Annotated in this window: 22 protein-coding genes and 1 tRNA gene; 21 read left to right on the forward strand and 2 right to left on the reverse strand. The window is 64.3% G+C overall.

Annotated features, from left to right (window positions below):
* Window positions 1-8: 8 nt before the first annotated feature.
* The gene (pepT, locus tag QQL87_RS03845; protein ID WP_284418715.1) at window positions 9-1,265 is read right to left on the reverse strand and encodes a peptidase T; all 1,257 of its coding nucleotides are present in this window, start codon (window positions 1,263-1,265) and stop codon (window positions 9-11) included.
* A 672-nt stretch (window positions 1,266-1,937) separates the two neighbouring features.
* Between pepT and QQL87_RS03850 the strand changes: the two genes are divergently transcribed.
* A tRNA-Asp gene (locus QQL87_RS03850) sits at window positions 1,938-2,014 on the forward strand.
* Between the two features lie 172 nt (window positions 2,015-2,186).
* On the opposite strand, the gene QQL87_RS03855 is transcribed toward QQL87_RS03850, so the two are convergent.
* Window positions 2,187-2,387 carry a hypothetical protein gene (locus QQL87_RS03855; RefSeq protein WP_284418716.1) on the reverse strand — a complete coding sequence of 67 codons (201 nt, stop codon included), beginning with the start codon at window positions 2,385-2,387 and terminating at the stop codon, window positions 2,187-2,189.
* Window positions 2,388-3,014: 627 nt separating this feature from the next.
* Between QQL87_RS03855 and QQL87_RS03860 the strand changes: the two genes are divergently transcribed.
* The 20 genes from QQL87_RS03860 (at window position 3,015) to QQL87_RS03955 (ending at window position 21,967) form a co-directional block, all read left to right on the forward strand.
* Window positions 3,015-3,380, forward strand: coding sequence for an NADH-quinone oxidoreductase subunit A (locus QQL87_RS03860; RefSeq protein ID WP_008964559.1), 366 nt, complete (start codon window positions 3,015-3,017; stop codon window positions 3,378-3,380).
* Window positions 3,377-3,961, forward strand: coding sequence for a NuoB/complex I 20 kDa subunit family protein (locus QQL87_RS03865; protein WP_284418856.1), 585 nt, complete (start codon window positions 3,377-3,379; stop codon window positions 3,959-3,961). Before QQL87_RS03860 ends, QQL87_RS03865 begins: the two co-directional genes overlap by 4 nt.
* A gap of 12 nt (window positions 3,962-3,973) precedes the next feature.
* Window positions 3,974-4,579: an NADH-quinone oxidoreductase subunit C gene (locus QQL87_RS03870; protein ID WP_284418717.1), complete on the forward strand. Its 606-nt coding sequence runs from the start codon at window positions 3,974-3,976 to the stop codon at window positions 4,577-4,579.
* Window positions 4,580-4,593: 14 nt separating this feature from the next.
* Window positions 4,594-5,790 (forward strand): NADH-quinone oxidoreductase subunit D, encoded by a 1,197-nt coding sequence (locus QQL87_RS03875; protein WP_284418718.1) that lies wholly within the window; start codon window positions 4,594-4,596, stop codon window positions 5,788-5,790.
* The gene (locus QQL87_RS03880) at window positions 5,790-6,749 is read left to right on the forward strand and encodes an FkbM family methyltransferase (protein ID WP_284418719.1); all 960 of its coding nucleotides are present in this window, start codon (window positions 5,790-5,792) and stop codon (window positions 6,747-6,749) included. The genes QQL87_RS03875 and QQL87_RS03880 overlap by 1 nt, the downstream gene beginning before the upstream one ends.
* Window positions 6,750-6,763: 14 nt before the next feature.
* Window positions 6,764-7,375, forward strand: a complete 612-nt coding sequence (nuoE, locus tag QQL87_RS03885; protein WP_284418720.1) for an NADH-quinone oxidoreductase subunit NuoE — start codon at window positions 6,764-6,766, stop codon at window positions 7,373-7,375.
* On the forward strand, window positions 7,372-7,587 hold the full coding sequence (locus tag QQL87_RS03890) for a hypothetical protein (protein ID WP_284418722.1): 216 nt from the start codon (window positions 7,372-7,374) through the stop codon (window positions 7,585-7,587). The genes nuoE and QQL87_RS03890 overlap by 4 nt, the downstream gene beginning before the upstream one ends.
* A gap of 18 nt (window positions 7,588-7,605) precedes the next feature.
* Window positions 7,606-8,931, forward strand: a complete 1,326-nt coding sequence (gene nuoF, locus QQL87_RS03895; RefSeq protein ID WP_284418723.1) for an NADH-quinone oxidoreductase subunit NuoF — start codon at window positions 7,606-7,608, stop codon at window positions 8,929-8,931.
* Between the two features lie 100 nt (window positions 8,932-9,031).
* Window positions 9,032-11,101, forward strand: coding sequence for an NADH-quinone oxidoreductase subunit NuoG (gene nuoG / locus QQL87_RS03900; RefSeq protein ID WP_284418724.1), 2,070 nt, complete (start codon window positions 9,032-9,034; stop codon window positions 11,099-11,101).
* Between the two features lie 10 nt (window positions 11,102-11,111).
* Complete coding sequence (gene nuoH, locus QQL87_RS03905; RefSeq protein WP_284418725.1) at window positions 11,112-12,182, forward strand: NADH-quinone oxidoreductase subunit NuoH; 1,071 nt, start codon at window positions 11,112-11,114, stop codon at window positions 12,180-12,182.
* Window positions 12,183-12,189: 7 nt separating this feature from the next.
* Window positions 12,190-12,678, forward strand: coding sequence for an NADH-quinone oxidoreductase subunit NuoI (nuoI, locus tag QQL87_RS03910; protein WP_006611003.1), 489 nt, complete (start codon window positions 12,190-12,192; stop codon window positions 12,676-12,678).
* A 9-nt stretch (window positions 12,679-12,687) separates the two neighbouring features.
* Window positions 12,688-13,326 (forward strand): NADH-quinone oxidoreductase subunit J, encoded by a 639-nt coding sequence (locus QQL87_RS03915; RefSeq protein ID WP_284418727.1) that lies wholly within the window; start codon window positions 12,688-12,690, stop codon window positions 13,324-13,326.
* A complete protein-coding gene (gene nuoK / locus QQL87_RS03920; protein ID WP_284418728.1) occupies window positions 13,323-13,631 on the forward strand; it encodes an NADH-quinone oxidoreductase subunit NuoK in 309 nt (102 codons plus the stop codon). Before QQL87_RS03915 ends, nuoK begins: the two co-directional genes overlap by 4 nt.
* A 64-nt stretch (window positions 13,632-13,695) precedes the next feature.
* Window positions 13,696-15,780 carry an NADH-quinone oxidoreductase subunit L gene (gene nuoL, locus QQL87_RS03925; protein ID WP_284418729.1) on the forward strand — a complete coding sequence of 695 codons (2,085 nt, stop codon included), beginning with the start codon at window positions 13,696-13,698 and terminating at the stop codon, window positions 15,778-15,780.
* Window positions 15,777-17,285, forward strand: coding sequence for an NADH-quinone oxidoreductase subunit M (locus tag QQL87_RS03930; RefSeq protein WP_284418730.1), 1,509 nt, complete (start codon window positions 15,777-15,779; stop codon window positions 17,283-17,285). Before nuoL ends, QQL87_RS03930 begins: the two co-directional genes overlap by 4 nt.
* A gap of 29 nt (window positions 17,286-17,314) precedes the next feature.
* Entirely contained in the window at window positions 17,315-18,742 is a 1,428-nt protein-coding gene (nuoN, locus tag QQL87_RS03935; protein ID WP_284418731.1) for an NADH-quinone oxidoreductase subunit NuoN, read from the forward strand.
* On the forward strand, window positions 18,743-19,552 hold the full coding sequence (locus tag QQL87_RS03940) for a biotin--[acetyl-CoA-carboxylase] ligase (protein ID WP_284418732.1): 810 nt from the start codon (window positions 18,743-18,745) through the stop codon (window positions 19,550-19,552).
* On the forward strand, window positions 19,553-21,223 hold the full coding sequence (locus QQL87_RS03945; protein WP_284418733.1) for a ribonuclease J: 1,671 nt from the start codon (window positions 19,553-19,555) through the stop codon (window positions 21,221-21,223).
* Window positions 21,224-21,271: 48 nt separating this feature from the next.
* Entirely contained in the window at window positions 21,272-21,676 is a 405-nt protein-coding gene (gene mce, locus QQL87_RS03950; protein WP_284418735.1) for a methylmalonyl-CoA epimerase, read from the forward strand.
* Window positions 21,677-21,691: 15 nt separating this feature from the next.
* Entirely contained in the window at window positions 21,692-21,967 is a 276-nt protein-coding gene (locus QQL87_RS03955) for a DUF1467 family protein (protein WP_284418736.1), read from the forward strand.
* The last annotated feature ends 64 nt before the right edge of the window (window positions 21,968-22,031 follow it).

Genomic DNA, 22,031 nt, shown 5'->3' on the forward strand with positions numbered 1-22,031 from the left:
GCAGCCTTTCAGGAGCGCTCCTCCCAGATCATCGCCAGATGCACGATGGTCTGTACCGCCTTCTCCATGTCACGCACGCTGACCCATTCGAGTCGCGAGTGGAAGGCGTGCTCGCCGGCGAAGATGTTGGGGCAGGGCAGACCCATGAAGGACAGCCGCGAGCCGTCGGTGCCGCCGCGAATCGAGGTCCGGACCGGCGTGAGCCCGGCGCGGCGGATCGCCTCCTCGGCATAGGTCACGATCTGCGGATGCAGGTCGATCACTTCCTTCATGTTGCGGTACTGCGCCTTGACCTGCATTTCGTAGCTCGAGTGCGGATAGGCCTGCATCACGTCCTTGACGATGTCCTCGAGCAGCGCCTCCTTCTGCCGCAGCCCCTGCTCGCTGAAGTCGCGCACGATGAAGTCGAGCCGCGCCTGCTCCAGCGTGCCGGATATCGCGACCGGATGCAGGAAGCCCTCCTTGCCCTCGGTCGTCTCCGGCGAGCAGGTGTCCTTGGGCAGGCGCTCGACGATGGCGGAGGCGATCTTGATGGCGTGCTCGATCTTGCCCTTGGCAAAGCCCGGATGGGCGCTGACGCCGTTGATGAGGATCGTCGCGCCGTCCGCCGAGAACGTCTCGTCCTCGATATTGCCGGCGGTCTCGCCGTCCATGGTGTAGCCGAAGTCGGCGCCGAGCTTCTTCAGGTCGACCCGGTCGACACCGCGCCCGATCTCCTCGTCGGGCGTGAACAGGATCTTGATCGTGCCGTGCTTGATCTGAGGGTTGCTGAGCAGGAACTGGGCTGCGTCCACGATCTCGGCAATGCCGGCCTTGTTGTCGGCGCCGAGCAGGGTGGTGCCGTCGGATGTGACGATGTCGCAGCCGATCTGGTCCTTCAGCGCCGGATGTTCGGACGGACGGATCACCTGGCTGGAATCGCCGGGCAGCACGATATCGCCGCCCTGATAGTTGCGCACGATCTGCGGCTTCACGTTGGCGCCGGAGCAGTCGGGCGAGGTGTCCATATGCGAGCAGAAGCAGATCACCGGCACCTGCTTGTCGGTGGTCGCGGGGATCGTCGCATAGACATAGCCGTGATCGTCCATATGAGCATCCGACAGCCCCAGCGCCTGCAACTCGGCGGCGAGAAGGCGGCCGAGATTCTTCTGCTTGAGCGTCGAGGGGCAGGTGGGAGACGTCGGGTCCGACTGGGTGTCGACCACGACGTAGCGCAGGAAGCGCTCGGTGACGGAGTGGGTATAGCTGGGAAGCTGGTCGGACATGGGCACCAAAAGACGAGAGGTGGGAGGATTATAATACCTTTATCGAACGTATATTAATATATCAGTTTCGCTATGCGATATTCCAGAGAGCGAGCTCCGGTTTATGCTGTCAGACCGCCTCCGCGCTTGCCTTTGCGGGGGCCGAATACGCCTCTACGGGCGCCTTGAAAGCTACGACGCGACCGGTGGCTGGATTACGACCAGTGCCTGCCGCACGCGCCGGACCGGGAGAATACAAAGTCCGGAGATTCGGACCTTGTCTCCTTTCCGCGGGTGTCGTGCGATCCTGGCACGGTCCGGCCAAGGATCTGCTCGGCGCGCATCTTTGCCAGACCGTGCTGAGCCGTGCCCTCTGCGGCGCAGATTCGCCAGAGGCGATTGTGACCGGACGCAAGGGCCACCTTGTCATGCCCCGCCTTTGGATGTCCCGCTTATTGGCCCTGGGCCAGTCATCTTCTGCCGCTTCCCCGAGTGGCAAACGTCCCAGACGGCGTTTTGGCCCACCGGCCGAGCTGCCATTGCGGAATGAGCCATTCCTTGGCCAGGCCAGGGCCTGGGCAGCCAGGCCTCCGGGGACCGCCCGTCAAGACTTCTCACAAGTTGGAGTTCATTGCCCTTGACTTCGAAACATCGCCCCTTTAAGTCGCACTCCTCCGCGGATTTCGCGATCACGCGGGAGTAGCTCAGTTGGTTAGAGCGCCGGCCTGTCACGCCGGAGGTCGCGGGTTCGAGCCCCGTCTCTCGCGCCATTTCGATGGCATAGCATCCCCCAGTCTCGTCGCTGTCCTGAACCTGTGCGCTTGTCGTTGCGCTCATCACGCTTGGCGCGATCGCGGCGCTGATCGCCATGGCGGTCGGCGCAAGCAAAAGGCCGCCGAAGGGCGGCCTGAAATAGCTTGATGCGGCGAAGCAGCAGCCGGCTCAGCGGACCATGGTGTCGCCGGAGCTTGTCACGGCGACCGGCTTGCCGGCCTTGACCACGGCACGCGAGGCCGTCTGGCTGTAGTCGACGTTGGACCGGGTCGCGATCCCGAAGGCGGTGACGGCGATGCCTGCAACCAGGGCCACCACCACGATCTTCAGATGGGTCGAACGGTCCGCGGAATGGAACGAGTGGTTCATGTCAGCCTCCCGGCGTCTCAGAGCGCCACTTTGTTGCCGGGATATGTACCGCCGCTTTGTTTCGATCCGGTTTCTTGGCTTGCTCAAAATGGTTTCATCGGTTGCAGGCCTCGTTCCAGCAATCGGGAGTAAGCGGATCGAGCGCGCGGCCGCCTCGGTCTGAAATGCCATCGACGCGCCCGCCCGGCCGCTGGCGCAGCCGCTCGCGAGCAGCCCATGATCCTGATTCGGCGGGCCTCTCATGTCGATTTCCGATCGATGGCAATGGCGTATCGGACGATCGCCCCTTCGTATCAGATCGCGCCTCAGCGACCGCGGCTCTGCAGCCGTTCCCGACCGACTCCGGCCTGCGCACAACGCCGTGCGTGCTCGCGGTCGTTGACCCTCTCAGCAATTCGTCGATGTCACGTGCGACACCGTATTGCTGCGGGGCTGCAATGCGAAAGGCGCACGCGTGTTGCGATCGCCGCGATCCCCATCTGTGTCCAGGTTTCCGCAATGTGGGGAGGGATGGCGGCGGCGAGACGGCTTGTCTTGCGCGGCTTGGTGCGCTGCGCTAAGGCTTCGACCAATTCCAATGCAACGAGTCTGCGGTTTGCACCGAAACCGCAGAGGAAAGTGGCGCCGATGACCGGCATCCTTCAGAATTATCTCCCCCTCGTCGTGTTCATAGGTGTCGCAGCCATCATCGGGGTGGTGTTGCTGATCGCGCCATTCCTGGTCGCCTACCAGCAGCCCGATCCCGAGAAGCTCTCGGCCTACGAATGCGGCTTCAACGCATTCGATGATGCCCGGATGAAGTTCGACGTCCGCTTCTATCTGGTTGCCATCCTTTTCATCATCTTCGACCTCGAAGTCGCCTTCCTGTTTCCCTGGGCAGTGGCATTCGGCAAGCTCGGCGCGGCCGGCTTCTGGTCGATGCTGGTGTTCCTGGCCGTGCTGACGGTCGGGTTTGCCTACGAATGGAAGAAAGGCGCGCTTGAATGGGATTGAGCCCGACCACGTCCTCGACCGGTCCGGTGATCGCACCGGCCCCGAAGGGCATTCTCGATCCCGCGACCGGCAGGCCGATCGGCGCCAACGACCCGTATTTCCTCGAGGTCAGGCACGAGCTGTCGGACAAGGGATTCTTCGTTGCCACCGCCGACGACCTGATCACCTGGGCCCGCACCGGCTCGCTGATGTGGATGACGTTCGGCTTGGCCTGCTGCGCCGTCGAGATGATGCAGGTGTCGATGCCGCGCTACGATGTCGAGCGTTTCGGCTTCGCGCCGCGCGCCTCGCCGCGCCAGTCCGACGTGATGATCGTCGCCGGCACCCTGACCAACAAGATGGCGCCGGCGCTGCGCAAGGTCTACGACCAGATGCCGGAGCCGCGCTACGTCATCTCGATGGGCAGCTGCGCCAATGGCGGCGGCTACTATCACTATTCCTATTCGGTGGTCCGCGGCTGCGATCGCATCGTTCCCATCGATATCTATGTGCCCGGCTGTCCGCCGACCGCGGAAGCTCTGCTGTACGGTGTTCTGCTGTTGCAGAAGAAGATCCGGCGCACCGGCACCATCGAACGCTGAAGGTTTTTTCGCATGGATGACGGCAGGCTCGACGCCCTTGGGCAGACGATCGTGAGCGCGCTTCCGGGCGCGGCGATCGGCCATTCGGTCGCTTTCAATCAGCTCACCGTGAACGTTGAGCCCGCCCGGATCGTCGAGGTCGTGAAGTATCTGCGCGATGACCCGGCCTGCCGGTTCATCAACTTCACCGACATCACGGCGGTCGACTATCCCGAGCGCGCCAAGCGCTTCGAGGTCGTCTATCATTTCCTGTCCCCCACGCTGAATACCCGTATCCGGCTCAAGGCTGAAGCCGACGAGACGACGCAGGTGCCCTCGATCATCGAAATCTTCCCGGGCGCCGACTGGTTCGAGCGCGAGGCCTATGACCTCTACGGCGTGATCTTCGTCGGCCATCCCGACATGCGCCGCCTGCTGACCGACTACGGCTTCGACGGCCACCCGCTGCGCAAGGACTTCCCGACGACGGGCTTCGTCGAGGTGCGCTACGACGACCAGGAGAAGCGGGTGATCTACGAGCCCGTGCGGCTCAACCAGGAATTCCGCAAGTTCGATTTTCTCTCGCCCTGGGAAGGCGCGGACTATCCGCTGCCGGGCGATGAGAAAGCGACGAAGTGAGTGGGAGCGCGAGCATGAACGAGCAAAGCCCGGCACTCCGCAACTTCACGATCAACTTTGGTCCGCAGCATCCGGCGGCCCATGGCGTGTTGCGTCTTGTCCTTGAACTGGACGGCGAAGTGGTCGAGCGCGTCGATCCGCATATCGGCCTTTTGCATCGCGGCACCGAGAAGCTGATCGAGACCAAGACCTACATGCAGGCGATGCCCTATTTCGATCGGCTCGACTACGTCGCGCCGATGAACCAGGAGCATGCGTTCTGCCTCGCCGCTGAACGGCTGCTTGGCATCGAGGTGCCGCGCCGCGGCCAGCTGATCCGCGTGCTCTACTCCGAGATCGGGCGGCTGCTGTCGCATCTGCTCAACGTCACCACGCAGGCGATGGACGTCGGCGCGCTGACCCCGCCGCTGTGGGGCTTCGAGGAGCGCGAGAAGCTGATGGTGTTCTATGAGCGCGCCTCCGGCTCGCGCATGCACGCCAACTACTTCCGCATCGGCGGCGTCCACCAGGATCTGCCGACCAAGCTGATCGACGATATTGATGCGTTCTGCGACCCGTTCCTGAAGGTGGTCGACGATCTCGACCAGCTTCTCACCGGCAACCGCATCTTCAAGCAGCGCAACGTCGACATCGGCGTGGTCACCCTGAAGCAGGCCTGGGAGTGGGGCTTCTCAGGCGTGATGGTGCGCGGCTCGGGCGCGGCCTGGGACCTGCGCAAGTCGCAGCCCTATGAGTGCTATGCCGAGATGGAGTTCGACATTCCGATCGGCAAGAACGGCGACTGCTACGATCGTTATCTGATCCGCATGGAAGAGATGCGCCAGTCCGTTCGCATCATGAAGCAGTGCATCCAGAAGCTGCGCGCGCCGGACGGGCAGGGGCCCGTTCTGATCACCGACAACAAGATCGCTCCGCCGCGCCGTGGCGAGATGAAGCGCTCGATGGAAGCGCTGATTCACCACTTCAAGCTCTACACCGAGGGCTTCCACGTCCCGGCGGGCGAGATCTACGCGGCCGTCGAGGCGCCGAAGGGCGAGTTCGGCGTCTATCTGGTCGCCGATGGCACCAACAAGCCGTACAAGTGCAAGATCCGCGCGCCCGGCTTCGCCCATCTCCAGGCGATGGATTTCCTGTGCAGGGGGCATCTGCTGGCAGACGTCTCGGCCATCCTTGGCTCGCTCGACATCGTGTTCGGAGAGGTGGATCGCTGATGGGCCACGCGCCGATCCAGTTCGATCGTGCTTCCGGAGCGCTCGAAGGGGCGAACCTCTGGGAGCGCACGGCTGCATTGGCGCTCGTGACCGGCTCGAAGATCTCCTCGCACTTCTCGCATCGCGGCTACAATCGCTGCGCCAACCTGCTGCGCATGGCGCTGCCGGAGCGCGACATCGCGGTGAAGCTCAACCCCGATGCGGTGTTCGAGTTCCCCTATGGCGACGGCTATTGGAGCAAGCTGCTCAACCGCGCCTATCACTATGAGGACGAGCTCGAGCTGCTCTTCCTCGGCACCGTCGACGTCGACTACACCTTCATCGACGGTGGCGCCAACTACGGCTACTGGTCGGTGCTGGTGTCGAGCGCGCCCTATGGCGCCCACAAGGCGATTGCGATCGAACCATCGTCGGCTAATTTCTCCAAGCTCGCCAACAATGCCCGGATCAATGCCGGCCGCTTCGACGTCATGAAATGCGCGATCGGCGCCGGCCGCGGCACGGCGGTTCTGACCGGCACCAAGCACGAGGCATTCAGCATCGCAGGGGGCAGTGCCGGCGGCGAGCAGGTGCCGGTGATGGCGCTCGATGATCTCATCGATGACGGCAAGGTCGCAGCCTCCGGAAAGTACCTGATCAAGCTCGACGTCGAGGGCGTCGAGATCGAGGCCATCAAGGGCGGCGCGCGGCTGCTGTCGACCGACAGCATGATCCTGTGCGAGGAGCACGGCCAGGACCGCAATCACACGGTGTCGCGCTACATCCTGGATCAGACGCCGATGCAGCTGATGGTCTATGACCCCGCGAGCCGCCGCTTCGAGACCGTGACCGAGCTTTCGATCCTCGACCGCATCAAGGTGTCCGCCCACGTCGGCTATAACGTGTTCGGAACCGCAAGTGCCTTCTGGCAGAATCGCGTCGCAGCGCTCAATGCAAGTGCCGCGCGCCGCATGCAATGAAAGACTAGAGAGCCATGTCCGTCCGCCGTCTTGCCCCGAAGGAAGTCCAGCCCGCGAGCTTTGCGTTCACGGATGAAAACCTTGCCTTCGCCAAGGCCCAGATCGCGAAATACCCGGAGGGCCGCCAGGCCTCCGCGGTCATCGCGATCCTGTGGCGTGCGCAGGAGCAGAACGAGGGCTGGGTGTCGGAAGCCGCGATCCGCGTCGTCGCCGACATGCTCGGCATGCCCTACATCCGCGTGCTCGAGGTCGCGACCTTCTACACGATGTTCCAGCTGCAGCCGGTCGGCAAGAAGGCGCATGTCCAGGTCTGCGGCACGACGCCGTGCCGGCTGCGCGGCGCCGAGGAGCTGATCGAGGTCTGCAAGCACCGCATTCATCACGACCCCTTCCATCTGTCGAAGGATGCCGACTTCAGCTGGGAGGAGGTCGAGTGTCTGGGCGCCTGCGTGAATGCGCCGATGGTGCAGATCTGGAAGGACACCTATGAGGACCTGACGCCGGAAAGCTTCGGCAAGGTGCTCGACGGCTTCGCGACCGGCAATCTGCCGACGCCGGGTCCGCAGAATGGCCGCCAGTTCTCGGCGCCCGCGGGCGGGCCGACCACGCTGAAGGAGAAGACATGAGCCGCAATCGCACGCGCGTTGCGGCCCTGATCCAAGAGGGCGCCGCGATGAAGAACTGGCGCTACGTGGCGCTGCATACGATCGCAGCGGCCGCTTTCATTTTCGTGCTGCAGCGGTTCGCGCTCAATGCGACGCTGGAGTCCAGTCTGCTGTGGGCGCTGGTGTTCGGCGGTTGCGCCGCCTTCATCGCCACCATGCAGTCGAACCGCTGATATCGAGGAAGCCGTCTGATGCTCGACGACAAGGACCGCATCTTCACCAATCTCTACGGTCTCCATGATTGGGGCCTCGAAGGCGCACGCCGGCGCGGCAGCTGGGACGGCACCAAGGGGCTGATCGAGAAGGGCCGCGACTGGATCATCAGCGAGATGAAGGCGTCGGGTCTGCGTGGTCGCGGCGGCGCCGGCTTCCCGACCGGCCTGAAATGGTCGTTCATGCCGAAGGAATCGACCGACGGCCGTCCGAGCTATCTCGTGGTCAATGCCGACGAGTCCGAGCCCGGCACCTGCAAGGATCGCGAGATCATGCGGCACGATCCGCATCATCTCGTCGAGGGCTGCCTGCTCGCCAGCTTCGCGATGAACGCGCATGCCTGCTACATCTATGTCCGCGGCGAATTCATCCGCGAGCGCGAGCGGCTGCAGGCCGCGATCGATCAGGCCTATGAGGCCAATCTGATCGGCAAGAACAACATTCATGGCTGGCCGTTCGATCTCTACGTCGCCCACGGCGCCGGCGCCTATATCTGCGGCGAGGAGACTGCGCTGCTCGAAAGCCTCGAGGGCAAGAAGGGCCAGCCGCGGCTGAAGCCGCCATTCCCGGCCAATGTCGGCCTCTATGGCTGCCCGACCACGGTCAACAACGTCGAGTCGATCGCGGTCGCGCCGACCATCCTGCGCCGCGGCGCGGCGTGGTTCGCCGGCATCGGCCGGCCCAACAATGTCGGCACCAAGCTGTTCTGCATCTCCGGTCATGTCGAGCGGCCCTGCAACGTCGAAGAGGCGATGGGCATTCCGTTCCGCGAGCTGATCGAGAAGCATTGCGGCGGCATCCGCGGCGGCTGGGACAATCTCAAGGCCGTCATCCCCGGCGGCTCGTCGGTGCGCATGGTGCCGGCCGAGCAGATCATCGACACGCCGATGGATTTCGACAGCCTGTCCAAGCTGCGCTCGGGCTTGGGCACCGCGGCCGTGATCGTGATGGACAAGTCGACCGACCTGATCCGCGCGATCGCGCGGATCTCCTATTTCTACAAGCACGAGAGCTGCGGCCAGTGCACGCCGTGCCGCGAGGGCACCGGCTGGATGTGGCGCGTGCTCACCCGCATGGCCGAGGGCCGCGCCCACAAGCGCGAGATCGACATGCTGCTCGAGGTCACCAAGCAGATCGAGGGTCACACGATCTGTGCGCTGGGCGACGCCGCGGCTTGGCCGATCCAGGGCCTGATCACGCATTTCCGTCACGAGATCGAAGCGCGCATCGACCAGTATTCGCACAAGGCCGATGTCGACGATGTCGGCGTGCGCGATCCCGCGCACATGGTTGCGGCGGAGTAGGCGATGGCGGTCCTGTCCGCCGGCAAGGTTTTCCTCCGCGCTTGCGCCCTCACGGTGCGCAACGGCGCGGCGGTTCGTGGTTTGAGAGAGATGTGAGGCAATGACCAAGATCATCATCGATGGCAAAGAGATCGATGTGCCGCCGGAGTACACGCTGCTGCAGGCGTGCGAGGCGGCGGGCGTCGAGATTCCGCGCTTCTGCTATCATGAGCGGCTGTCGATCGCCGGCAACTGCCGGATGTGTCTGGTCGAGGTGAAGGGCGGGCCGAAGCCGGTCGCGAGCTGCGCCTGGGGCGTGCGCGACTGCCGGCCGGGTCCGAAGGGCGAGCCGCCGGAGATTTCGACCCGCTCGCCGATGGTCAAGAAGGCGCGCGAAGGCGTGATGGAATTCCTTCTGATCAACCACCCGCTGGACTGCCCGATCTGCGACCAGGGCGGCGAGTGCGACCTGCAGGACCAGGCGATGGGGTATGGTGTCGACACCAGCCGCTACGCCGAGAACAAGCGCGCCGTCGAGGACAAATATCTCGGCGCGCTGGTCAAGACCTCGATGACCCGCTGCATCCAGTGCACGCGCTGCGTCCGCTTTTCCGCGGAAGTCTGCGGCGTGCCGGAAATGGGCGCGACCGGTCGTGGCGAGGACATGGAGATCACGACCTATCTCGAGCAGGCGCTGAGCTCGGAGCTGCAAGGCAATCTGGTCGACATCTGCCCGGTGGGCGCGCTCACCTCGAAGCCCTATGCCTTCGCCGCGCGTCCGTGGGAGCTGGGCAAGACGCAGTCCATCGACGTGATGGACGGCGTGGGCTCGGCGATCCGCGTCGATACCCGCGGCCGCGAGGTCATGCGCATCCTGCCGCGCATCAATGACTCCGTGAACGAGGAGTGGATTTCCGACAAGACGCGCCACGTCGTCGACGGCCTGCGCACTCAGCGCCTCGACCGTCCCTACGTGCGCGAGGACGGCAAGCTGCGCCCGGCGTCGTGGCCGGAGGCGTTCAAGGCCATCGCCGCCAAGCTGTCGCGCATCGACGGCAAGCGCGTCGGCGCGATCGCCGGCGATCTCGCCGCGGTCGAAGAGATGTTCGCGCTCAAGGACCTTCTGGCCAAGCTCGGCTCGGCCAATGTGGCCGTGCAAGGCGGCGACAGTTTCGACGCGAAGCTCGGCCGCGCATCCTACATCTTCAACCCGACCATAGCCGGCATCGAGCAGGCCGATGCGATCCTGATCATCGGCGCCAATCCGCGCAAGGAAGCGGCCGTGCTCAACGCCCGCATTCGCAAGCGCTGGCGCTCGGGCCAGCTCAAGGTCGGTCTGGTCGGGCCGAAGGTCGACCTGACCTATGCCTACGAGCACATCGGCGCGGGCACCGACTCGCTGAGCGACGTCGCCGCCGGCAAGCATTCGTTCGCGACCACGTTCCGCAACGCCAAGAATCCGATCGTGCTGGTTGGCGCCGGCGCGGCCGCCCGCCATGATGGCGGGGCGATCCTGTCGCTGGCCGCCAAGATTGCGATGGACGTCAACGCCGTGCGCGACGACTGGAACGGCTTTGCCGTGCTGCACGACACCGCCTCGCGGGTCGGCGCGCTCGACATCGGATTCAACGGCACCGGTCTGACCGGCGCCCAGATGACGACCTTCGGCACCATGGACGTGATGTTCCTGCTCGGAGCCGACGAGGTCGAGGTGCCCGAGGGCGTCTTCGTCGTCTACATCGGCACCCATGGTGATCGCGGTGCGCATCGCGCCGACGTGATCCTGCCGGGCGCTGCCTACACCGAGAAGTCCGGCCTCTATGCCAATACCGAGGGCCGGGTGCAGGTTGCCGGCCGCGCCTCGTTCCCGCCGGGTGAGGCGCGCGAGGACTGGGCGATCATCCGTGCGCTCTCCGACGTGCTCGGCCGCAAGCTTGGCTACGACTCGCTGGCGGCGTTGCGTGCCGAGATCATCAAGGCCGTGCCGCATCTTGGCCGCATCGACCAGATCGAAGCCGGCAAGATCGCCGACATCAAGACCCTTGCGGGCAAGGGCGGCAGCCTCGAGAAGGCGCCGTTCAAGCCCCTGGTTGACGACTTCTATCTCACCAATCCGATCGCGCGCGCATCGGCGGTCATGGCGGAATGCTCCCGCCTGGCCTCCGGGCAGATGCTGACGGCAGCGGAGTGAGCGTGATCTGATGGCTGATTTCTTTGCAAGCTCGTTCTGGACCGGCTTCCTCTGGCCGCTGATCGTCATGATCGCGCAGAGCGTTCTGCTGCTGGTCGTCCTGCTGGTCGCGATCGCCTACATCCTGCTGGCCGACCGCAAGATCTGGGCGGCGGTGCAGATCCGCAGGGGGCCGAACGTGGTCGGCCCGTGGGGCCTGTTCCAGTCGTTCGCCGACCTCCTGAAGTTCGTGCTCAAGGAGCCGATCATCCCGGCCGGCGCCAACAAGGGCGTGTTCCTGCTGGCGCCGCTGGTCTCCTGCGTGCTGGCGCTCGCGGCCTGGGCGGTCATTCCGACCAATCTCGGCTGGGCGATCGCCGACATCAATGTCGGCATCCTCTTCATCTTCGCGATCTCGTCGCTGTCGATCTACGGCATCATCATGGCCGGCTGGTCGTCGAACTCGAAATACCCGTTCCTGGCGGCGCTGCGCTCGGCGGCGCAGATGGTGTCCTACGAGGTCTCGATCGGCTTCGTCATCATTACCGTGCTGCTCTGCGCCGGCACCCTCAACCTGTCGGGCGTGGTCGAGGCGCAGCATGCCCGGGGGCTCGCCAGCCTGATCGGCCTGCCACAGCTGACGATCCTGAACTGGTACGTCTGGCCGCTGTTCCCGATGTTCGTGGTGTTCTACGTCTCGGCGCTGGCCGAGACCAACCGCCCGCCCTTCGACCTCGTGGAAGCGGAATCGGAGCTGGTCGCCGGCTTCATGGTGGAATACGGCTCGACGCCGTATCTGCTGTTCATGCTCGGCGAGTATGTCGCGATCACCACGATGTGCGCGCTGGCCACCATCCTGTTCCTGGGCGGCTGGCTGCCGCCGATCGACCTGCCGCCGTTCAACTGGGTGCCCGGCGTCATCTGGTTCGCGCTCAAGCTGTTCTTCATGTTCTTCCTGATTGCGATGGCGAAAGCGATCGTGCCGCGCTACCGCTACGACCAGTTGATGCGACTCGGCTGGAAAGTGTTCCTGCCGCTGTCGCTGGTCATGGTGGTGATCGTCGCGGGCGTGCTGCACTTCGCCGGCATCGCGCCGAAATGAGGCTGTCATGAACATCTCCGCCACCGCACGGTCGCTGCTGCTGCAGGAATTCGTGTCCGCGTTCTTCCTCGCGATGCGCTACTTCTTCCAGCCGAAGCCGACCCTGAACTATCCGTTCGAGAAGGGCCCGATCTCGCCGCGTTTCCGCGGCGAGCACGCGCTGCGCCGCTATCCCAACGGTGAAGAGCGCTGCATCGCCTGCAAGCTGTGCGAGGCCGTCTGCCCGGCGCAGGCGATCACGATCGAGGCCGGGCCGCGCCGCAACGACGGCACCCGCCGCACGGTGCGCTACGACATCGACATGGTGAAGTGCATCTATTGCGGCCTGTGCCAGGAAGCCTGTCCGGTGGACGCCATCGTCGAGGGACCGAACTTCGAGTTCGCGACCGAGACCCGCGAGGAGCTCTATTATGACAAGGCCAAGCTGCTCGCGAACGGCGACCGCTGGGAGCGCGAGATCTCCAAAGCCATCGCGCTCGACGCGCCGTACCGCTGAGGCCGTCCGATGATCCTTCCTGCGCTCTTCTTCTACTTGTTCGCGGCGGTCTGCGTGGCCTCGGCCGTGATGGTGATCGTCTCGAAGAACCCCGTTCACTCGGTGCTCTATCTGATCCTCGCCTTCGTCAATGCCTCCGGCCTGTTCGTGCTGATGGGCGCCGAGTTCCTGGCGATGATCCTGGTCGTCGTCTATGTCGGCGCGGTCGCGGTGCTGTTCCTGTTCGTGATCATGATGCTCGACGTCGACTTCACCGAGCTGCGCGAGGGCTTCCTGCAGTACATGCCGATCGGCCTGGTGATCGGCGGCATCTTCCTGTTCGAGCTGCTGCTGACCGTGTCGTATTGGGTCATCAACCCGACGACGCCGAAGGGAATCACCGCGGCGATCCCGACCAACGTCACCAACACCGAGGCGCTCGGCCTCGTGCTCTATACGAAGTACATCCACTACTTCCAGCTCTCCGGCATGATCCTGCTGGTCGCCATGATCGGCGCGATCGTGCTGACCTTGCGCCACAAGGCCAGCGTCAAGCGCCAGGACATCAACGTCCAGAACGCGCGCACGCCAGAGATGGCGATGGCGGTCCGCAAGGTTGCGGTCGGGCAGGGGCTGCAGGACTCGGATGCCGCGGAGTGGGTGAAATGACCATCGGACTGGGACACTACCTCGCCGTCGCGGCCATGCTGTTCACGCTCGGCATCCTCGGCATCTTCCTGAACCGGAAGAACATCATCGTCATCCTGATGTCGATCGAGCTGATCCTGCTCGCGGTCAACATCAACCTCGTGGCGTTCTCGACCTTCCTCGGCGACATCGTCGGCCAGGTGTTCGCGCTGCTGGTGCTGACGGTGGCGGCGGCCGAAGCTGCCATCGGTCTTGCCGTGCTGGTGGTCTACTTCCGCAACCGCGGCTCGATCGCGGTTGAAGACGTCAATCTGATGAAGGGCTAAGGCGCATGATCCGCAACTGTGGGGGCCGGCTTGCCGGCAAGGTCATGCGTAAGGGAACGGGCGAATGATCCAGGCCATTGTCTTTCTGCCGCTGCTGGGCGCGATCCTGGCCGGCCTGATCGCGCTGCTCGGGGCGCATGCGCGCCATCCGAGCGGCGACGAGGTCGAGCATCACCACGACGACCATGCTCATGGCGCCGCGGATGCGCATGCTCACGCGCATGACGACCACGGCCACGACGATCATGGCCATGACGACCATCACGTCGCCGAGCCGCCGGCCGCCGGCACCTGGGCCGCACAGGCGATCACCACGGCGCTGCTGTTCGTCTCCGCCGCGCTGTCCTGGGCGACGCTGATCAGCGTCGGCTTCATGCATCAAGAAGCCGGAGTGAAGGAGCTCCTGCCCTGGATCAATTCCGGCGAGCTGCAGGTCTCCTGGGCGCTGCGCGTCGATACGCTGACGGCGGTGATGCTGGTCGTGGTGACGAGCGTGTCCTCGCTCGTGCATCTCTACTCGATCGGCTACATGGACGAGGACCCGAACCGTCCGCGGTTCTTTGCCTATCTCTCGCTGTTCACCTTCGCGATGCTAATGCTGGTGACCGCGAACAATTTGGTGCAGCTGTTCTTCGGCTGGGAGGGCGTCGGTCTCGCCAGCTACCTGCTGATCGGCTTCTGGTTCCAGAAGCCATCGGCCAACGCTGCCGCCATCAAGGCCTTCGTCGTCAACCGCGTCGGCGACTTCGGCTTCGCGCTCGGCATTTTCGCGATCTTCCTGCTGGCGAAATCGACCGACTTCGAGACCATCTTCCATGCCGCCCCGAGCTTCGCCGGCAAGACCATCAATTTTCTTGGCTGGCAGGCGGACGCGCTGACGCTCACCTGTCTCCTGCTGTTCATGGGAGCGATGGGCAAGTCGGCGCAGTTCCTGCTGCACACCTGGCTGCCGGACGCGATGGAAGGTCCGACGCCGGTCTCGGCGCTGATCCATGCCGCGACCATGGTCACCGCCGGCGTCTTCATGGTGGCGCGGCTGTCGCCGCTGTTCGAGCTGGCGCCGAACGCGCAGGCCGTGGTGATGTTCTTCGGCGCGACCACCGCGTTCTTCGCGGCGACCGTCGGCCTCGTGCAGAACGACATCAAGCGCATCGTCGCCTATTCGACCTGCTCGCAGCTCGGCTACATGTTCGTGGCGATGGGAGCAGGGGCCTACTCGGTCGGCATGTTCCATCTGTTCACGCACGCCTTCTTCAAGGCGCTGCTGTTCCTGGGCTCCGGCTCGGTGATCTACGCGATGCATCACGAGCAGGACATCCGCAACATGGGTGGCCTGTGGCGGAAGATCCCCTTCACCTTCGCAATGATGACGGTCGGCACTCTGGCGCTGACGGGCTTCCCGTTCTTTGCCGGCTTCTATTCGAAGGACGCCATCATCGAGTCGGCCTACGCGTCACATAACCCGTTCGCGAATTATGCCTACTTCCTCACGATCGTCGCCGCCGGTCTGACCTCGTTCTACTCGTGGCGACTGATCTGGAAGACGTTCTGGGGCGCGCCGCACGACCAGCATCATTACGAAGCGGCGCATGAGAGTCCGATCTGGATGCGGATTCCGCTCGCGGTGCTTGCCATCGGTGCGTTCCTGGCCGGTATGATCTTCCAGGGCTATTTTGTGCATCCCCATGGGGTCGAGAGCTTCTTCGGCGAGTCCCTGAAGATGAATCCGCACATCCTCGAGGACATGGAGCACATGCCCCGTACCCTGGGGTGGCTCCCTCTGATCATGATGCTGGTCGGCTTGGGCGTATCCTGGCTGTTCTACATGAGCCGTCCGGACCTTCCCGAGGAGCTCGCCGCGCAGCAGCCGCTGCTCTACAGGTTCCTGCTCAACAAATGGTACTTCGACGAGCTGTATGACATCATCTTCGTCCGTCCGGCGAAGTGGCTCGGCCGCTTCCTCTGGAAGAAGGGCGACGGATTCGTCATCGACGGCTTCGGTCCCGACGGCGTCTCGGCGCGGGTGCTCGACATCACGCGCAACGTCGTCAAGATCCAGACCGGTTATCTCTATCATTACGCCTTTGCCATGCTGATCGGCGTCGCCGGCCTGATCACCTGGTTCATGTTCATGGGGGGCCAGCAATGACCACCTGGCCAATTCTCTCTGTCGTCACCTTCCTGCCGATCGTCGGTGCGCTGCTGATCTATCTGGTCCGCGGCGATGACGAAGCCGCGAAGCGCAATGCGCGCTGGATTGCGCTGTGGACCACGCTGATCACCTTCGCGGTGTCGGTGATCCTGGTGCTGCGCTTCGACCCGAACCAGACCGACTTCCAGTTCGTCGAGAAGTCGAACTGGCTGGCGGCCGGCATCAGCTACCACATGGGCGTCGACGGCATCTCGCTGCCGTTCGTGATCCTGACCACCGCCTTGATGCCGTTCTGCATCATGGCGAGCTGGAAGTCGGTCACCAATCGCCTGCGCGAATACATGATGGCGTTCCTGATCCTGGAAACGCTGATGGTCGGCACCTTCTCCGCGCTCGACCTCGTGCTGTTCTATCTGTTCTTCGAGGGCGGCCTGATCCCGATGTTCCTGATCATCGGCGTGTGGGGTGGTCCGCGCCGGGTCTATGCGTCCTTCAAGTTCTTCCTCTACACGCTGCTCGGTTCGGTGCTGATGCTGCTGGCCATCATGGCGCTGTACTGGAACGGCGGCACCACTGATATCCCGGCCTTGATGCACACGGCTGTGCCGCGGTCGTTGCAGACCTGGGCGTGGCTCGCCTTCTTCGCATCCTTTGCCGTGAAGATGCCGATGTGGCCGGTGCACACTTGGCTGCCGGATGCGCACGTCGAAGCTCCGACGGCAGGCTCGGTGATCCTGGCTGCGATCATGCTGAAGATGGGCGGTTACGGCTTCCTGCGGTTCTCGTTGCCGATGTTCCCGCTGGCGTCGCATGACTTTGCGCCGCTGATCTTCACGCTGTCGGCGATTGCGATCATCTACACCTCGCTGGTGGCGCTGATGCAGGAGGATATCAAGAAGCTCATCGCGTACTCCTCCGTCGCGCATATGGGCTTCGTCACGATGGGGATTTTCGCCGGCACCATGCAGGGTGTGGCCGGCGGCGTGTTCCAGATGATCTCGCACGGCATCGTCTCGGGCGCGCTGTTCCTCTGCGTCGGTGTGGTCTATGACCGGATTCATACCCGCGAGATCGCCGCCTATGGCGGCCTCGTCAACCGGATGCCGATTTACGCTGTCGTGTTCATGGTGTTCACGATGGCCAATGTCGGCCTGCCCGGCACATCCGGCTTCGTCGGCGAATTCATGACCCTGCTGGGCACGTTCAAGGTGTCGATCACGACCACGTTTTTCGCGACGTTCGGCGTGATCCTGTCGGCAGGCTATGCGCTGTGGCTCTACCGCAAGGTCGTGTTCGGCGCGCTGACCAAGCCGTCGCTCGCCAGCATCAAGGACCTGACCTTCCGTGAAGGCCTGATCCTGTTCCCCCTGGTGGCGTTGACCATCCTGTTCGGTGTCTACCCGAAGCCGATCCTCGACATGTCGGCGGCCTCGGTGCAGCAGCTCGTCACCAACTACAATACAGCCGTGACGGCCGTGAAGGCCGCCGCGCTGCTCCAATGACAAGACCTTAAGAGGTCGGGACAAAGACGATGATCGAGAATTTTGGGGCCCAGCTTTGGGTGGTGCTGCCGGAGCTGCTGCTGGCGTTGGGGGCTATGGCGCTCTTGATGCTCGGCGCATTCCGCGGGCAGGGGACGACGGGCATCGTCACCGGTCTTGCGGTCGCTCTGCTGATCGTGGTCGGCATCCTGGTGCTCAGGCAGCCGGGCGGCCAGGCCTTCGGCGGCAGCTTCATCGCTGACAGCTACGCCCGCTTCCTGAAGATCCTGGCGCTGATCGGCTCGATCGCGACGCTGATCATGTCGGTCGAGTTCCTGTCGGCGCCTGACCGTCGCATCTTCGAATATGCGATTCTGGTGCTGCTCTCGACGCTCGGCATGCTCGTGCTGATCTCGGCGGGCGACCTGATCACGCTCTATCTCGGTCTCGAGCTGATGTCGCTCGCGCTCTATGTCGTGGCGGCCAGCCATCGCGACAACGTCAAGTCGACGGAGGCCGGCCTGAAGTACTTCGTGCTCGGCGCGCTGTCGTCCGGCATGCTGCTCTACGGCGCCTCGCTGATCTACGGCTTCACCGGCACGGTGAACTTTGCCGGGATCGCGGCCGCGACCAAGACCGGCAGCGTCGGCATCATCTTTGGCCTCGTCTTCCTGTTCGCCGGCATGTGCTTCAAGGTGTCGGCGGTGCCGTTCCACATGTGGACTCCGGACGTCTATGAGGGCGCGCCCACGCCGGTGACGGCGTTCTTTGCCTCCGCGCCGAAGGTTGCCGCGCTCGCCGTGTTCGCGCGCGTCGCGCTGACCGCGTTCCCGGGCATCACCTTCCAGTGGCAGCAGATCATCGTGTTCGTCTCGATCGCCTCGATGGCGCTCGGCTCGTTCGCCGCGATCGGTCAGACCAACATCAAGCGCCTGATGGCCTATTCCTCGATCGGCCATATGGGCTTCGCGCTGGTCGGCCTCGCCGCTGGCACCGTCGAGGGCGCGCAGGGCGTGCTGACCTACATCGCGATCTATGTCGCGATGACGCTGGGCTCGTTCGCCGTGATCATGGCGATCAAGCGCAACGGCCAGTCGTTCGAGAAGATCAGCGATTTCGCAGGGCTGTCGCGAACCAATCCGCTGCTCGCGTTCTTCTTCGCGATGCTGTTGTTCTCGCTGGCCGGCGTTCCGCCGCTCGCGGGCTTCTTCGCCAAATGGTATGTGTTCGTCGCCGCGATCAAGGGCGGCCTGTTCACGCTGTCGGTGATCGGCGTGCTGACCAGCGTGGTCGGCGCCTACTATTACCTGCTGATCGTCAAGACGATGTATTTCGACGAGCCGCTCGCCATGCTCGATCCGGTGAGAATCGAGCTGCGTACCGTGCTCGCGATCTCCGGCGTCTTCAACATCCTGTTCTTCGCCTATCCGGGTCCGCTGGTCAGCGCTGCCGCGGCCGCGGCGAAGTCGCTGTTCTAGATGACGTTTGCTCTTGGGGTCCGGGCGGCCAAGGCTGGCTACGGACTCGTCGTCTTCGATCAGGCCGGCTCGACCAATGTCGAGGCGCTGAAGTCGTTCCGCGAGGGCGCCAAGGCGCCGTGCTGGTTCGTCACCACAGAGCAGACGGCCGGCCGCGGCCGTCGCCAGCGGCCGTGGATCGCGCCTCGCGGCAATCTTGCCTCGTCCGTTGTCGAGGTCCTGGACGTCGCGCCGGCGGTCGCCGCCACGCTCGGCTTTGCCGCCTGTCTTGCGATCGCGAGCGCGCTGCGCCAGGTCAGCCTGGAGGCCACGCTGCGCTCGGGCGGCAGCGCCGGGCTTGATTTCGCGGTGAAATGGCCCAACGACGTGCTCGCGGGCGGTCGCAAGATCGTCGGCATGCTGCTCGAGGCGGAGCAGGTGGCGGGCCGGCTGGCGGTCGTTGCCGGCATCGGAACCAATGTCGTGGCGGCGCCAACGGATACCCCGACACCGGCGGTCTCTCTGGCAGACCTTGGCGTCCAGGTCACGGCAGAAGATCTGTTCTCCGCGCTGTCCGACGCCTGGGTCGAATATTTCGGCATCTGGAACGAGGGGCGGGGCTTCGGCGAGATCCGCAGGCTCTGGCTGGAGCGGGCGGCAGGCCTCGGCCAGCCCGTCGCCATCAGGTCCGGACATGCTATCATCGAGGGGATTTTCGACACGATCGACGAACAGGGTTGTATGCTGGTGCGGACCGCGGAGGGACGATTGGAGCCGATCACGGCCGGTGATGTTCATTTCGGCTCGGTCGCATCCAAAGGAGCGGTCTAGATGGCACGACCCGACGAACTGACATTTGCGCCACTCGGTGGCGTGGGCGAGATCGGCATGAACTTGTCGATCTACGGCCTCGGCAACCGCCACCAGCGCTCCTGGCTCGCGATCGATCTCGGGGTCTCCTTCGGCGACGAGGAGCATCTGCCGGGCATCGACCTGATCATGCCCGACGTGGCGTTCCTCGAGAAGGAACGCAGCAACCTCGTCGGCCTCGTGCTGACCCATGCGCATGAGGACCATTTCGGCGCCATCATCGATCTGTGGCCGCGGCTGAAATGCCCGATCTACGCGACCAAGTTCAGTGCGGCGCTGTTCGAGGCCAAGTGCGAGGCCGAACGGCTTCCGGCGAAGATTCCGGTCAGGGTGATCCCGTCCGGCGGCCGGGTCGACATCGGCCCGTTCAACGTCGAGTTCATCCCGGTCGCGCATTCGATCCCCGAGTCCCATGCGCTCGCGATCCACACCGAGGTCGGCACTGTCCTGCACACCGGCGACTGGAAGATCGATCGGACGCCGGTGCTGGGCGCACCGACCGACGAGAAGCGGCTGCGCGAGCTCGGCGATGCCGGCTTGCTGGCGCTGATCGGCGATTCCACCAACGCCGTGCGCGAGGGCCGCTCGCCGTCCGAGGCGGAGGTCGCGAAGACCATTGCAATGCTGGTGAAGGAAGCCAAGGGGCGCGTCGCGGTCACCACCTTCGCCTCCAACGTCGCGCGCATCCGCGCCGTCGCTGACGCGGCGCGTGAGGCCGAGCGGGAAGTGGTCATCGTCGGCCGCGCCATGGAGCGCGTGGTCCAGGTGGCGCGCGAGACCGGCTATCTCGACGGTGTGCAGAATTTCCGCGGCATGGATCTGTACGGTCATTTCCCGGCGGACAAGGTGCTGGCGCTGTGCACCGGCAGCCAGGGCGAGTCGCGCGCGGCGCTGGCGCGCATCGCCAACGACGATCATCCGCTGGTGACTCTCAACAAGGGCGACACCGTCATCTTCTCCTCGCGCACCATCCCCGGCAACGAGAAGGCGGTCGGCGCCGTCATCAACGGCCTGGTGCAGCAGGGCATCGAGATCATCACCGACCGCAACCATCTGGTCCATGTCTCCGGCCATCCGCGCCGCGACGAGCTGCGCGACATGATCGCGTGGACGCGGCCGCAGCTCTTGATCCCCGTGCATGGCGAAGCGCTGCATCTGCACGAGCACGCGCAGCTCGCGCGCGCCTGCGGCGTGCCGAAGGTGATCACCTGCCGCAACGGCGATCTGGTCAAGCTCGGCCCCGGCGATCCCGGGATCATCGATCAGCTGCCGGCCGGGCGCCTCTACAAGGACGGCTCCATCGTCGAGGATTCGAAGTCGCGCGCCGTGGTCGAACGGCGCAAGATGGCCTTTGCCGGCTGTGTCTTCGTGGCGATGGCCGTCACCGAGAAGGGCGAGCTCGTCGAGGATCCCGAGGTCGACATGGTCGGCATTCCCGAGAAGAATGCCGCCGGCGAAGAGATGGACGACATCGTGTTCGACGCTGTCGTCTCGACCTTCGAAGGCCTGCCGCGGGCGCGCCGGCGCGATCCCGATGCGGCCGCGGAATCGGTCCGTCGGGCGGTGCGTTCGGCCGTCAACGAACAGTGGGGCAAGAAACCGATCTGCCTCGTCCACGTATTGGAAGTCTGAGCACGCAAGGCCGATCGAACGGCCGAACATTCGAGAGTGGAGGATGCCATGCTGGGCCGGCTCAATCACGTGGCCATCGCGGTCAAGGACGCGGAAAAGGCCGCCAAGATCTATGGCGCGGCGTTCGGCGCAGAGATTTCGGCGGCGGTTCCGTTGCCTGAGCATGGCGTCATCACCGTGTTCGTGACTTTGCCCAACACCAAGATCGAATTCATCCAGCCATTGGGCGAGGCGTCGCCGATTGCCAAGTTTCTCGAGCGCAATGCCGATGGTGGCATCCATCATGTCTGCTACGAGGTCTCCGACATCATTGCCTCGCGGGACACGCTGATCAAAGAGGGCGCCCGTGTGCTGGGCGACGGGCTGCCGCGCATCGGCGCTCATGGCAAGCCGGTGCTGTTCCTGCATCCGAAGGACTTTTCCGGCGCGCTCGTCGAAATCGAACAGGCCTGAGTCAGAGGGACGATCATGGCCTATACGATCTCCACCTGGCTCGCGATCTACTTCGTGCTGTGGTGGGTCATGCTGTTCGTGACCCTGCCGTTCGGGGTGCGCAGCCAGCATGAGACCGGCGGAGCGTCGCCCGGCACCGATCCCGGTGCGCCGACGATCAGCCTGATGGGCCGGCGCCTGATCTGGACCACGCTGTTGTCGGCCGCGGTCTTTGCCCTCGCACTCGCCGCCTATCAGGCCGGCTATCTCAGCATCGAGCGGATGTCGAAGCTCATGGGACTGCCGTTCTAGCTCGATCGCATCGCACAACATGCTCCCAAAGCCGATGCACGGACGTGTGTCGGCTTTTTTGCTA

This window comes from Bradyrhizobium sp. SSBR45G, from assembly GCF_030159255.1.
Lineage (GTDB): Bacteria > Pseudomonadota > Alphaproteobacteria > Rhizobiales > Xanthobacteraceae > Bradyrhizobium.

What these genes read in the sequence shown, in the direction of transcription:
- pepT (WP_284418715.1), bottom strand. Translation starts at nt 1,265, where the DNA reads ATGTCCGACCAGCTTCCCAGCTATACCCACTCCGTCACCGAGCGCTTC.
- QQL87_RS03855 (WP_284418716.1), bottom strand. Translation starts at nt 2,387, where the DNA reads ATGAACCACTCGTTCCATTCCGCGGACCGTTCGACCCATCTGAAGATC.
- QQL87_RS03860 (WP_008964559.1), top strand. Translation starts at nt 3,015, where the DNA reads ATGACCGGCATCCTTCAGAATTATCTCCCCCTCGTCGTGTTCATAGGT.
- QQL87_RS03870 (WP_284418717.1), top strand. Translation starts at nt 3,974, where the DNA reads ATGGATGACGGCAGGCTCGACGCCCTTGGGCAGACGATCGTGAGCGCG.
- QQL87_RS03875 (WP_284418718.1), top strand. Translation starts at nt 4,594, where the DNA reads ATGAACGAGCAAAGCCCGGCACTCCGCAACTTCACGATCAACTTTGGT.
- QQL87_RS03880 (WP_284418719.1), top strand. Translation starts at nt 5,790, where the DNA reads ATGGGCCACGCGCCGATCCAGTTCGATCGTGCTTCCGGAGCGCTCGAA.
- nuoE (WP_284418720.1), top strand. Translation starts at nt 6,764, where the DNA reads ATGTCCGTCCGCCGTCTTGCCCCGAAGGAAGTCCAGCCCGCGAGCTTT.
- QQL87_RS03890 (WP_284418722.1), top strand. Translation starts at nt 7,372, where the DNA reads ATGAGCCGCAATCGCACGCGCGTTGCGGCCCTGATCCAAGAGGGCGCC.
- nuoF (WP_284418723.1), top strand. Translation starts at nt 7,606, where the DNA reads ATGCTCGACGACAAGGACCGCATCTTCACCAATCTCTACGGTCTCCAT.
- nuoG (WP_284418724.1), top strand. Translation starts at nt 9,032, where the DNA reads ATGACCAAGATCATCATCGATGGCAAAGAGATCGATGTGCCGCCGGAG.
- nuoH (WP_284418725.1), top strand. Translation starts at nt 11,112, where the DNA reads ATGGCTGATTTCTTTGCAAGCTCGTTCTGGACCGGCTTCCTCTGGCCG.
- nuoI (WP_006611003.1), top strand. Translation starts at nt 12,190, where the DNA reads ATGAACATCTCCGCCACCGCACGGTCGCTGCTGCTGCAGGAATTCGTG.
- QQL87_RS03915 (WP_284418727.1), top strand. Translation starts at nt 12,688, where the DNA reads ATGATCCTTCCTGCGCTCTTCTTCTACTTGTTCGCGGCGGTCTGCGTG.
- nuoK (WP_284418728.1), top strand. Translation starts at nt 13,323, where the DNA reads ATGACCATCGGACTGGGACACTACCTCGCCGTCGCGGCCATGCTGTTC.
- nuoL (WP_284418729.1), top strand. Translation starts at nt 13,696, where the DNA reads ATGATCCAGGCCATTGTCTTTCTGCCGCTGCTGGGCGCGATCCTGGCC.
- QQL87_RS03930 (WP_284418730.1), top strand. Translation starts at nt 15,777, where the DNA reads ATGACCACCTGGCCAATTCTCTCTGTCGTCACCTTCCTGCCGATCGTC.
- nuoN (WP_284418731.1), top strand. Translation starts at nt 17,315, where the DNA reads ATGATCGAGAATTTTGGGGCCCAGCTTTGGGTGGTGCTGCCGGAGCTG.
- QQL87_RS03940 (WP_284418732.1), top strand. Translation starts at nt 18,743, where the DNA reads ATGACGTTTGCTCTTGGGGTCCGGGCGGCCAAGGCTGGCTACGGACTC.
- QQL87_RS03945 (WP_284418733.1), top strand. Translation starts at nt 19,553, where the DNA reads ATGGCACGACCCGACGAACTGACATTTGCGCCACTCGGTGGCGTGGGC.
- mce (WP_284418735.1), top strand. Translation starts at nt 21,272, where the DNA reads ATGCTGGGCCGGCTCAATCACGTGGCCATCGCGGTCAAGGACGCGGAA.
- QQL87_RS03955 (WP_284418736.1), top strand. Translation starts at nt 21,692, where the DNA reads ATGGCCTATACGATCTCCACCTGGCTCGCGATCTACTTCGTGCTGTGG.